Source organism: Arcicella sp. LKC2W, from assembly GCF_034931005.1.
Lineage (GTDB): Bacteria > Bacteroidota > Bacteroidia > Cytophagales > Spirosomataceae > Arcicella.
This window is the reverse complement of sequence record NZ_JAYGIN010000007.1, coordinates 46,507-58,622: the sequence shown is the minus strand read 5'-3', so window position 1 is coordinate 58,622 and position 12,116 is coordinate 46,507. Positions and strand designations below refer to the sequence as shown.

Here is a 12,116-nt window from a genome sequence, read left to right as displayed (position 1 = left end):
GTTAATATAAATATATCAAGAGCATACGCATCCTTCAAACACAAATCGTACTGACGTTGAAAATTGCAGACACTCGCAAGTTATTAGGTTGTCATTTTTTTCAAGCATCATTTATCTACTAAAAACACACTCAAATCCATCACTCCATTTAACAAAAGTTGTTAAAACAACTTATTAATGTTCGCCATACTCCAATATCTATGTTATTAATTGTTATCAATTGATAATAACCTCTATACGTCAAACGCAAAAATGGCGTATTAAAATAGTGCAATTGATAACCTATTCTTTATTCTTGAAAAATTACAAAACCAGTCAAACCCCACAAATACTTGCACTTTTCAAAGAATATTGTGAAAATATTATATTTAGCGAAATTTCGCTTGATTTAATAATTACGCAACAATATCTTTGCATAAGGAATTCAAGAAAGGAGCTTCTTATCAGTAAAAATTGTAAAAACTAAAATAATGAAACGATGAAACATGACATTCTTATGACCGACCTAAGCAAAACTGCGGACAATATTATCAATCATCCAATCTTCAGTTTACACGCTGATATTCATCTAAATCTAAGAGTTTCAACTTTGATAGAAGAAGCTTTGCAAAACAGAGAAGGTGTCTTGACCGATACTGGTGCATTCATGTGCGACACAGGCAAATTCACAGGGCGTTCTCCCAAAGACAAGTTTGTGGTTTATGACGACAAAACTGCCGACACCGTAGCTTGGGGCGAAATCAATCAAGCTTTTGAAACAGATAAATTTGACAATCTCTACAAAAAAATGCTTGATTTTGCCGCCACCAAAAAACTATACGCTCGTTACGCTTATGCCTGTGCTTCTGAAAAACACAGAACAAACATTCTCGTTATCAATACTTTAGCATGGCATAACTTATTTTGCAATCACCTTTTTTTACGTCCAACAGAGGAAGAAATTGAGAATTTTGAACCTGAATGGACAATTTTAAATATTCCAGAATTTGAAGCAACTCCCGCAGTTGATGGAACTCGTCAAGGCAATTTTACCATCATTGATTTCACCAAAAAAGTCATTTTAATTGGCGGTACAGCTTATGCAGGTGAAATGAAAAAAGGGATTTTCACGGTATTGAACTACGTTTTACCAGAAGAAAAAAAGGTTTTGTCAATGCACTGTTCAGCCAATATTGGGCAAGATGGCGATACCGCTTTATTCTTTGGTTTGTCAGGCACTGGAAAAACGACGCTTTCAGCCGACCCTTACCGAAAACTCATTGGCGACGATGAACACGGTTGGGACGATGACGAAGTTTTCAATTTTGAAGGTGGCTGTTATGCCAAAGTTATCAACTTGAGTCAAGAACAAGAACCTGAAATTTTCGGAGCAATTCGTTATGGAGCAATTCTGGAAAACACCAGATTTATTGGAAAAAGCACAACCGTAGATTATACCAATCAATCTGTAACTGAAAATACCAGAACAGCTTACCCAATCAATTATATTCCAAATGTGGCAGTGCCATCAATTGGCAAAGCACCCCAAAATATTTTCTTCCTCACGGCAGATGCTTTTGGAGTTTTGCCTCCCATTTCAAAATTGAGCGTTGAGCAAGCCATGTATTATTTTGTAGCGGGCTATACCTCAAAATTGGCAGGTACAGAAATGGGGATTAAAGAACCTCAGGCTACTTTTTCAGCTTGTTTTGGGGCAGCATTTTTACCACTTGCTCCTAAAAAATATGCTGAATTATTGGGTGAAAAAATTAAATCTGGCAATGTAAATGTTTGGTTGGTCAATACTGGATGGTCAGGTGGCGGTTATGGCGTAGGGTCAAGAATGAAACTATCATTTACTCGTGCCATGATTAGGGCAGCATTAACAGGAGATTTTGACAGAATTACCTTCAGCAAGCATGAAATTTTTGGATTAGATATTCCTCAAAAATGTCCAAATGTACCAGAGGAAATCCTAAACCCTCGCAATACTTGGAGCGACAAACAGGCTTACGACCAAAAAGCGAAAGATTTAGCCCTTGCGTTTGAAGAAAATTATCAAAGAATTATCAAGTAATTATTTATTCGGCAAGACTTTATGAATAAAACTGATAAAAACTAAAAATGTTTGTCCTGTTTTATCCTTACCAACATATTGCAAAATGTTTGTACCGAAAGATTCTGTTATTTTTTAAGGCTTAACAAACAGTAAATCACGAGCAACATAATGGTACAGGGAGGCTTTTAAAGAATAATAGGTAAAATTTGAGACTGAAAATAGCCAACGTTTGAAACGTTGGCTATTCTATAAATAATTCTCCATACCAATCAATATGCAAGAAGATAACAATTTGGCTCTTCCAATAGGCATCACGCTCGACCGTTTCATTATGCGTCAGCAAGAAGCTTTTCCTTATGCAACAGGTGAACTTTCTCAGTTATTGAGAGATATTGCTCTTGCCTCTAAAATCATCAATCGTGAAATCAATCGAGCGGGACTTATTGACATCACAGGAGCTTTAGGGCGTGAAAATGTGCAAGGTGAATCTCAACAAAAATTGGACGTAATTGCCAATATTCGTTTTATTAGAGCATTGATAAATGGCGGGCAAGTGGTTGGAATTTTATCAGAAGAGGACGATGAAATTATCCAAACAGGAAACCTCAATGCCAAATACGTAGTAGCAATGGATCCGCTCGATGGTTCATCTAACATTGACGTGAATGTTTCTATTGGAACAATTTTTTCCATTTATCGTCGAGTGAGTGCCATTGGAACACCTGCCACCAAAGAAGATTTTTTACAGGGTGGACGCAAGCAAATTGCGGCAGGTTATATTCTTTATGGTTCATCAACCATTATGGTTTATACAACGGGCAAAGGTGTAAATGGTTTCACTTACGAAAACTCATTGGGAGAATATTTTTTATCTCATGCCGAAATGCAAATGCCTAAAGATGGTAAAATTTATTCGGTCAATGAGGCTTATTTTGATGAATTTGCCAATCCAATCAAAGAATTTATCCAAGAAATGCGACAGGAATCTGGCTGTATGGCTCGGTATATTGGTTCATTAGTGGGAGATTTTCACCGAAATTTATTGAAAGGTGGTATTTATTTATACCCTCCTACTCGAAAAGCTCAAAACGGAAAACTACGTTTATTTTATGAATGTTATCCTTTAGCATTTGTCATTGAACAAGCAGGTGGTAAAGCTACTAATGGGCAACATGACATTTTAGATATTGAACCAACTGAAGTGCATCAAAGAAGTATGGCATATTTAGGTTCAGATAGTTTGATTGATAAGTTAGGCAAGAAAACCATCGAACATCACGAGTCGGTCACTAAACAATTAGCTAATATTTAATGGAGATTTTAGCATAATTCAAAAACGAAAAAGGGTAAAAGTTTAAAACTTTCACCCTTTTTCTATATATGGACAAGGCTGTCCGTACTACAATTTTAGTCAACCCAAGAGAATTTATATTCTAATTCTGGCACTTTAATTCTTTCTGTCAAACGAGTCAAACGGTCAGGTAAACGCATCAAGTAGTCTTGAGCTTTTTCTGCTGCCCCATTCAATCCTGTCATGGTTGAGATATTCCAGTCATTCAACAAAATCTCCAAAATATCAATATAATCTTTTCCTGTATAAACACCCAAACGTTGAGCTGCATCTGAGAAATGACCATAAATTCCACCTTTTTCTCCATTCAATTCACGTAAAAAGTGAGCAGGCATAACGATTTTTTGCTTCATCATATCAGCAAAAGCAACCATCATATCAGAAGGGTCAAGTTCAAAAATACTTGTAATAAAACTCTTATATGCTTTATGGTGACGCATTTCATCGGCAGCAATCATTGCACACATTTTCGATAACGAAGCGTTACCATGTTTTTTAGCTAAAGCCCCTGTTCTACGGTGAGATATATTAGTTGCTAATTCTTGAAAAGACGTATAAACGAAAGTCTTGTAAGGGTCGTCATCCGTTTTAATATCAAAACCGTCAGCAATTAAATATTGCGTTGAGGTTTCAACCGCCTTCATATTTACTCTTCCCGAAAGATAGATATACTTGTTTAATAAGTCTCCATGACGATTTTCTTCTGCCGTCCATGCACGAGTCCAACGAGCCCAACCATGTGGTTCGTTAATCATATCAACACCTTGTACTACCATGATTGATGATTCATAAGTTGGCAAAGCCTCCTCCGTAATCATATCACCAATCAAAACAGCCCAATAATCATAAGGTAGTTCACGTGCAGCTTGTTGAAGTTCTTTCACCTCATCAAAAAAAGAGTCCTTTGATGGGTCTGGCAGAAAATCTGAAGGTTGCCAGTTGGTTTCTATCGGAATCAAGTATTTATCCACAATACCGTCCATACCGAGGGCAAGGTGGTTCATTACTTCAATTCTTTGATTTAGCTTTTCCATGATTAGTCTTAGTCGTGGTTTGGTGAACAGTTTGCAAAAAGCTTTTGTAAACAAAATTTGCATCATTGTAATTCTACAAAGATACTCATTTTTTTACAGATTATTTCCTGACTTATGTCACTATATTTAGATTATCTTGTAAATACTAACGAGTTTTTTAGTAAATCTCAACAGATAAAATACTTTTATTCCTGCAACTGTTTATCTGCTTATTCTGTCTTAATTTAAAGTTCATAAATCGTTTCAATTTAAGTCTCCATTTTCTTTATATCTTATCATTACAGAATTTGGTGAAATTATCCTCAACTACCTGCTGACAGGGTTTTCAACCGCTTTCAGTAGCTGTACGAATCCCTGACAGCGGTTGAAAGCCTTGTCGAGGATTTCCGCTAAATAGGGCATAGTTCTGTATCATTTTCATCGTATTTTAGATAAAAATCTTCAAAATATTTTCGAGACATTCTACCCTCATAAACTCTTAATTACTACGCAATAGGTAACGGAAAATTTGTGTATTCTAATAAAAAAGCAGGGAATGAGAAACTTTACTCTTGGGATATTTTTAGTATTATTATTCGGACATTATTTGTTGATAGGACAAGCTCAATGTGGTTTTGAGGATGGTTCTACCGCAGGTTGGGTATTGTCGTACGGCAAAGTCTCTAACAGTGGCGTAAATACTATTTATTCTGGTGAAATAACAGGCACCTCAGGAACGGGGCATCTCATCACAAATATCAGCGATGGCAATGACCCTAAAATTACCAATGAGGTCATTCCGATGGTTGCTCCACAAAGTAATTACTCTATCCGTTTCGGAAGTACAACAAGCGGAAGTTCTTTTTATAGGCTAACAAAAACATTCACTATCAATCAAGAAAACACACTTTTTCAATACAAATTTGCGGTAGTTCTTCAAGATGATTCTAAAGGTCATGCTTCATATCAAAAACCAGGTTTTGGGGTTAAAATACTTGATAGCAACGGTAATAATATTGCGTGTAGTTTGTATGATGTTCAGCTACAAGCCAGTCTCTCGGTTGATGGATTTAAAAGACAAGGAGATTTAGAATACCGAAATTGGACAACCGTAGCAGTTGATTTAAGGAATTATGTAGGACAAACCCTAACCGTCGAAGCAACCGTACATGGATGCACTGCAAGGTCGCATTATGGTTATGCTTATTTCAATGCAACTTGCTCAAAATCAGAGATTCAGCCAGAAACTGGATGTGCTGATGGCAACGGACAACTCCAACTTGATGCTCCTGAAGGTTTTGAAAAATATTTATGGAGTACAGGAGAAACCACTCGTACGATTATGGTAAATGCTACTTTGGGAACACAATTTTCTGTAAAATTATCGCCATACAATAGCCTAAATCAAAGTTGTAATTTACAGATGAATTATACCATCAAAAAAACGGATATTCCTGCCATTACCAATAAGTCAATCTGTATAGGTGAGAGTTTTGTTTTTAGGAATAAAACTTATAATACTTCTGGACAATACACAGAACGAGTTAGCAATTCTGCTTTTTGTGATAGTCTCATTACGCTAAATCTGAATGTAAATCCGTTAAATTATATTACCCAAAATATTAAGATTTGTGAAGGAAATACCTATAATTTTCGTGGTAATTTATATAATACGACAGGACAATATTTCAAAACCATAAGTTCCTCAGATGTTTGTGATAGTATTTTTACGATAAATGTAACCATCGTGCCGATACCACGAGTGTCTAAAAACTTCTCCATCTGTACAGGAGAAAAAGTCAAGATTGGCGACTCTACTTATACCAAAGCAGGAACTTATATTACCACCATTAAACGACCAAGCCTGTGTGATAGTGTCGTAACAGCCAGTATTCAAGTAGAAAATTCTTTTAAGGCTACTGTTCCTGCTTATGTATCTATTGAAAAAGACGATAATACCTTGATAACCATAGATGTTCAACCAACAGGAAATTACAATTATCAATGGACTCCCAAAGATTATCTTTCTTGTAGTAATTGTGCAAGTGCTTGGGCAAAACCTCCTGTTTCAACAAAATATACGATTGGCGTTTCTGCCGTTGGGAGTAGATGTGTAAATTATGTTACCACCAATGTAAATGTTTTATGTGGGGTTTTAGTACCAACGGCTTTTTCTCCCAATAATGATTCGATGAACGACATTCTTTATATTATGAGTAGCCGATGTGTTAAACAAATTCAAGAAATGAGTATTTATGACCGTTGGGGAGAATTGATTTTTCGAGATGAGAACTTCCAAGCCGCTGACGCTTCGCACGGTTGGGATGGTAATTTTAGAGGAAAAGCTCTCAATCCTGATGTTTTTACGTACAAAATTGTGGCTGAAATGAAGAATGGTGAGATTAATTATTTTTCAGGTTCGGTGACGTTGTTGAAGTAGCCAATGAAGGTTTATGAGTTCATGAGTTTATGAGTCAGTAGATAGCACGTATATAACGTACTCATAAACTCTTCACTCATAAACCCATAAACTCTTCACTCATTAAAAATTCTTATCAATCAAATAAATCATGGAAGCCATTGAGGCTGCTCCCATTTCTAATTCACGCTGATTGACAGTTTCAAAACGGTCATTTGAAGCATGGTGATATTCAAAATAACGTTGTGGGTCAGGCTTGAAACCTACCAAAACTGTTCCTTGTGGAGCAAGAGGTCCAATATCCACACCGCCCGAACCACGCTCAATTTCGTTTAAACCATAAGGAGATAAAAGCGTTTTGAATCCTTGTAATTTAGCTACAATATCTGCCGAACCACCTTGAATGCCAAAACCTCTTGGGGTAAATCCACCATTGTCTGACTCCATTGCAAAAATGTGTTTTTCGTTATTTGCCTTCGCTAAATCAGCGTATTTCATTCCTCCACGATTTCCATTTTCTTCATTCATAAATAACACCACTCGCAAAGTATGTTTTGGTCTGATTCCCAAAGTTTTAAACAATCTCAACACTTCCATCGACTGTGCAATTCCAGTTCCATCATCGTGAGCCCCTTGTGCTAAATCCCAAGAATCCAAGTGTCCACCCACCACAATAATCTCTTCTGGTTTTTCAGAACCCTTAATTTCTGCCACTACGTTATGCGAAGGAGCATCAGGTAGAGATTCGCACGATTGACGGAAATAAAATTTAAGATTTGGATTTTCTTTTAACGTTTTGCTCAATAAAGTAGCCGCATTGGTACTCAAAGCTGCCGCAGGAATCAAAGGAACACCCGTTGCATATTGCATTGAACCTGTGTGGGGATAATCATTTTCTGTACTGCTCAATGAACGAATAATTACGCCAATTGCCCCCATTTTCGAAGCTTCATTGGCACCGCTACGACGTTGGTCGCCTGCTTGTCCGTAAGCTTCAAAAGTGTTGATTTTGGTGGCATCCATCGGGCGATTAAAGAAAATTATCTTACCTTGACATTTTTCTTTACCTAATTCACGAAGCTCTTGAAATGTCTTTACTTCGATGACCTCCGCCGTAATTCCTTTAGCAGGTGTAGCAATTGAACCGCCCAGAGCCACCAATGGCACAGCAACTTTTTGTTTGCCATTCATAATATAGCCTTCTTCTTTTTTACCACGAACCCAATGAGGCACCATGACATCTTGCAAGAAAACTCTATCATAACCTCCTGATTTTAAAAGAGATTCGCCCCAATTTACCGCTTTTTTAGCCCCTTCCGAACCACTTAGTCTTGGTCCAATCTTAGTTGTTAATTCACGTAGCCACTCATAAGATTTTCCTTTTCCAAGAGCTTCAGTAAAGAATTTACGAATAATCGTTGAATCATTATTTTGCGAAAAGCCTGATAATGAAACCGATAGTAAAATAATTGTTGTGATGAAGGTAGTTTGTTTTTTCATAAAGGGTTTGTTGTAATTCGATACTTATACATCGAATATGAAATAAAATTAATTCCAATCCAGAACCATCGGTTTACAGTTCTTGCATTGTGTAAGTTTTCAGGTTCAATTTAGCACTTTCTGCTAAGATTTGTTCTAAGAATTGTACATCAAAACCATATTCATGCGTATTTTGAGTAGTTTTTGTCAGTGGTTTGTGTCCAAATAACATCATAACCGAACCTTCTTTTGATGCTCTTTGTAGCCCTTTTCGTATATCTTCAATGGTTAATTTTGCACTTACATCAATCAATAAGGCATTTACTTTTTGTTGATGGTTTCTTTGATGATAAATTTCCTCCATGTTTTCCACGTTGTGTATATAATCAAAGCCTAAAATATTTCGATACTTCATTGAAACATCACGAAGAAGACTAAAGTGTTTTAACAACTCACGGTCAGAATACCAAGTTTGAGAGCCTCCAGGATGAGCAAATGTTTTGGGTAAAAATCCTTGTTTTTTCATGGTACGAAGGGCATGAAAAATTTCATTTTCCATATATTTTTCTAAGGAATTATCCCAGATATAATACATAGACCGCACGTGCATTGCTCCGTGACATCCAATTTCATGACCATCTTTTCTTAACTCATGTAAGATTTGTACCTCTTCCTCAGAAAGACTATCTGGCTGGGTAATATAAAAAGTGACTTTTGCGTTATATTTATTTAGAAGCGGTTTGAGTTGAATCCATTCTTTTACAAATCTATCATCAAACGAGAGGGCAATACCTCCTAAATGAGCAGTTTTTTGCGATTGACAACATACCAAAAGCAATATAAAAGAGTAATAACATAAAAATTTATACATATCAAAAGTTATCGAGACTATCAATTTAGCGTACCATAATTTCTTGTCTTTTAATTTTTGTACCTCCTCAAAGCTGTTTGAAGCAATCGTTTTTATTAATTTTACATTTCATTATAATTAACACTAACAGCCAAAATAGATAAAATGTATATAAAGCCCAAAATATTTCAGCAGTTTCCTGAGATAATTGCCATTGAAAGCACTCGTCATGGTGGTGTGAGTAAAAGTCCATATCTATCCCTAAATTTAGGACTTTTTACTGACGATAACCCTGAAAATGTGCAACAAAACCGAGAAATACTCTTTAAAGAAATCGGTATTAAAAAAAGTAGAGTTGCCCAAAGTTATCAAATTCATAAAGATAATATTTTAAAAGTAACCCGTTGTAAGGCGTATGAGGGCTATGATGCTCTGATTTCAGAAAATGTTAATACGTTTTTAACGGTTACTGTAGCAGATTGTACACCAATTTTAATTTATGATGCAAAAAATCGTGTTGTAGCGGCAATTCACGCAGGTTGGAAAGGTACAGTTCTTGATATTACGGCTAAAACTGTACAGAATATGCAAAAGGAATTTAAGACAAATCCTGAAGATTGCTACGTATATGTCGGAACGTGTATTGATGAAACCTCTTTTGAAGTAGGCGAAGAAGTAGCAGAACAATTTGCTATTGAATTTAAACGATTAGACAAAAATAGTCGAAAACCCAAATTTTACGTTGATTTAAAGAAAGCCAATGTTGCTCAATTAATAAAATGTGGTGTACCAGAAAATCAAATTGAAGTTTCGCCATACTCTACGGTTTTAGATAATCAAGATTATTTTTCTCATCGAAAAGAAAAAGGAAAAACGGGGAGAATGTTAGCTTTGATTGGCGTGAAGAAAAGCTGATTTTGAGGTATGAGGTATGAGGTATGAGGTATGAGGTATGAGGTATGAGGTATGAGGTATGAGGTATGAGGTATGAGGTATGAGGTAAAGAGAAGTGCAATTTTACACTGATAGTTCCCATTAATTCATATTTTTAACTCATAACTACTACCCCATACCTAAAAAATCTAATCAATATATCGCTTTGTAATTGGATGATAGCTATCTACTCGTCTATCACGCAAATAAGGCCAAGTTGAACGATAATATTCGGTTTTATCTAAATCAATTTCTTGAACGTGAACCTCCTCTTGGTCGTGCGAACCTAAGTATAAAAGTGTTCCAAAAGGGTTTGCCACAAAACTTCCGCCCCAAAACTGTTGGTCAGCTTCACGTCCAACCCGATTGACAGAAACTACGTGTACGCCATTTGCAACTGCGTGTGAGCGTTGAATTGTTTGCCAAGCAGAATATTGTTCTCTGCTGATATTTGAATCGGTTTCGGTAGTATCCCAACCAATAGCCGTTGGATAAAAAAGCACCTCCGCACCCATCAAAGCCGTAATTCTTGATGCTTCTGGATACCATTGATCCCAACAAATTAGCACACCAATTTTGGCAAATTTGGTTTGAAAAACTTTATAACCCGAATCTTCTGGAGAAGCATCACCTGGTGTAAAATAAAATTTCTCATAATATCCTGGGTCATCAGGAATGTGCATTTTGCGGTATTTTCCCAAATACGTTCCGTCGGCATCCAAAACTGCTGTGGTATTGTGGTATAAACCAGCCGCACGTTTTTCAAAAAGTGAAGCGATAATCACAACGCCCAATTCTTTGGCAACTTCCGAAAGTGTATCAGTCGAAGAACCAGGAATAGATTCCGCTAATTTAAAATTCTCGTGGTCTTCAACATCACAAAAATAAAGCGATGTAAATAATTCTTGAAGACAAACGATATTTGCTCCTTTTTGAGCTGCCTCACGGATTCCAGTGATTGCTTTCTGCATATTTGCCTGTACGTCAGCAGTACACGACATTTGGACTAAGCCTATGTTTATTTTTTTATTCATTATTTATTACTAAAATTTCAACTCATTCATACACTTAAAATGCCCTGCTGGACATTTGTCGTAACCAATTTTGGAACATGGTCGGCACTGTAAATTTTTATTTTCAATAATCTCAAAACTCGTCTGATACGGATACATTCCAAACTCAGGAACGGTATTTCCCCAAATAGAAATCACCTTTTTCTTCAAGGCCGCCGCTACGTGCATCATCCCTGTGTCGTGGGTATAAACAACCTCCGCTTTTTGAATAATGGAAGCCGACTGATTTAAGTTCATTTTTCCACAAGCATCAAAAATTGGACTACCGTTACTGATTACCGATAACTGCTCACTAATAACAGTATCTTCTTTTCCACCAATTAATACTAAAGGCAATTTTATGGTTCTACACAATTCAACCATTTTATTCAATGGCATTTTTTTGGTTTCGTGCTGCCCACCAATGGCATAAACCGCATATTTATGCTGAAAAGCCTCAGGCAACCATTCTAACGGTAAATCGTCTTTTTCGGGAATAAAATAATCAAGACCTTTATTATCATTTTTGACACCCAAAGCTTCCACCGTTTTCATGTATCTGTCCACAATATGAACTTTAGGCATAATGTCTTTTTTTAATTTAACCAAAATCCACTTCTGAAAATTCAATTTATCAAAACTGAAGAACCTCACCCTCAATCCCTCTCCAAAAGAGAGGGAGGAATTCAGCATCAAACGAAACTTAATAATCCGTGTTCTGAGATTATTGTGCAAATCTATTACATAATCATATTCTTCTGATTTTAGTTGATTTACCAAATCATTAAGACTTTTTTCCAACGTAAAAACCTTATCAATATATGGATTATTTTCGAGCAGGGTTTTGTATGATTTTTTGGTAACATAATGCACCTCCGCATCTGGATATTGTTGCTTTAAACAACGCACTACAGGCGTAGTCAAAACAATATCACCAATGGATGAAAAACGGATAATTAGAAATTTAGTCATAGCTTACAA

9 protein-coding genes are annotated in these 12,116 nt (G+C 36.3%); 4 read left to right on the top strand and 5 right to left on the bottom strand.

Features of this window, described 5'->3' with window-relative positions:
* Nucleotides 1-478 precede the first annotated feature (478 nt).
* Nucleotides 479-2,056 carry a phosphoenolpyruvate carboxykinase (ATP) gene (gene pckA, locus VB796_RS07455; protein WP_323345895.1) on the top strand — a complete coding sequence of 526 codons (1,578 nt, stop codon included), beginning with the start codon at nt 479-481 and terminating at the stop codon, nt 2,054-2,056.
* Between the two features lie 256 nt (nt 2,057-2,312).
* Entirely contained in the window at nt 2,313-3,350 is a 1,038-nt protein-coding gene (gene fbp, locus VB796_RS07450; protein ID WP_323345894.1) for a class 1 fructose-bisphosphatase, read from the top strand.
* A 95-nt stretch (nt 3,351-3,445) separates the two neighbouring features.
* Here the strand turns inward: fbp and VB796_RS07445 are convergent, their stop codons facing one another.
* The gene (locus VB796_RS07445) at nt 3,446-4,423 is read right to left on the bottom strand and encodes an acyl-ACP desaturase (protein WP_323345893.1); all 978 of its coding nucleotides are present in this window, start codon (nt 4,421-4,423) and stop codon (nt 3,446-3,448) included.
* A 535-nt stretch (nt 4,424-4,958) separates the two neighbouring features.
* On the opposite strand from VB796_RS07445, the gene VB796_RS07440 reads away from it, so the two are divergent.
* A complete protein-coding gene (locus VB796_RS07440; protein ID WP_323345892.1) occupies nt 4,959-6,842 on the top strand; it encodes a T9SS type B sorting domain-containing protein in 1,884 nt (627 codons plus the stop codon).
* 102 nt (nt 6,843-6,944) lie between these two features.
* Here the strand turns inward: VB796_RS07440 and VB796_RS07435 are convergent, their stop codons facing one another.
* Nucleotides 6,945-8,321, bottom strand: a complete 1,377-nt coding sequence (locus tag VB796_RS07435; RefSeq protein ID WP_323345891.1) for a M20/M25/M40 family metallo-hydrolase — start codon at nt 8,319-8,321, stop codon at nt 6,945-6,947.
* Between the two features lie 73 nt (nt 8,322-8,394).
* Nucleotides 8,395-9,171, bottom strand: coding sequence for a polysaccharide deacetylase family protein (locus VB796_RS07430; protein WP_323345890.1), 777 nt, complete (start codon nt 9,169-9,171; stop codon nt 8,395-8,397).
* A gap of 144 nt (nt 9,172-9,315) precedes the next feature.
* On the opposite strand from VB796_RS07430, the gene pgeF reads away from it, so the two are divergent.
* Nucleotides 9,316-10,065 (top strand): peptidoglycan editing factor PgeF, encoded by a 750-nt coding sequence (pgeF, locus tag VB796_RS07425; protein ID WP_323345889.1) that lies wholly within the window; start codon nt 9,316-9,318, stop codon nt 10,063-10,065.
* A gap of 167 nt (nt 10,066-10,232) precedes the next feature.
* Here the strand turns inward: pgeF and VB796_RS07420 are convergent, their stop codons facing one another.
* Together VB796_RS07420 and VB796_RS07415 are read right to left on the bottom strand one after the other, a co-directional pair.
* Nucleotides 10,233-11,117, bottom strand: a complete 885-nt coding sequence (locus VB796_RS07420; RefSeq protein WP_323345888.1) for a carbon-nitrogen hydrolase — start codon at nt 11,115-11,117, stop codon at nt 10,233-10,235.
* Between the two features lie 9 nt (nt 11,118-11,126).
* A complete protein-coding gene (locus VB796_RS07415; protein ID WP_323345887.1) occupies nt 11,127-12,107 on the bottom strand; it encodes a glycosyltransferase family 9 protein in 981 nt (326 codons plus the stop codon).
* Nucleotides 12,108-12,116 lie beyond the last annotated feature (9 nt).

Coding starts and splice junctions, on each gene's coding strand:
- pckA (WP_323345895.1), top strand. CDS start 479: ATGAAACATGACATTCTTATGACCGACCTAAGCAAAACTGCGGACAAT.
- fbp (WP_323345894.1), top strand. CDS start 2,313: ATGCAAGAAGATAACAATTTGGCTCTTCCAATAGGCATCACGCTCGAC.
- VB796_RS07445 (WP_323345893.1), bottom strand. CDS start 4,423: ATGGAAAAGCTAAATCAAAGAATTGAAGTAATGAACCACCTTGCCCTC.
- VB796_RS07440 (WP_323345892.1), top strand. CDS start 4,959: ATGAGAAACTTTACTCTTGGGATATTTTTAGTATTATTATTCGGACAT.
- VB796_RS07435 (WP_323345891.1), bottom strand. CDS start 8,321: ATGAAAAAACAAACTACCTTCATCACAACAATTATTTTACTATCGGTT.
- VB796_RS07430 (WP_323345890.1), bottom strand. CDS start 9,171: ATGTATAAATTTTTATGTTATTACTCTTTTATATTGCTTTTGGTATGT.
- pgeF (WP_323345889.1), top strand. CDS start 9,316: ATGTATATAAAGCCCAAAATATTTCAGCAGTTTCCTGAGATAATTGCC.
- VB796_RS07420 (WP_323345888.1), bottom strand. CDS start 11,117: ATGAATAAAAAAATAAACATAGGCTTAGTCCAAATGTCGTGTACTGCT.
- VB796_RS07415 (WP_323345887.1), bottom strand. CDS start 12,107: ATGACTAAATTTCTAATTATCCGTTTTTCATCCATTGGTGATATTGTT.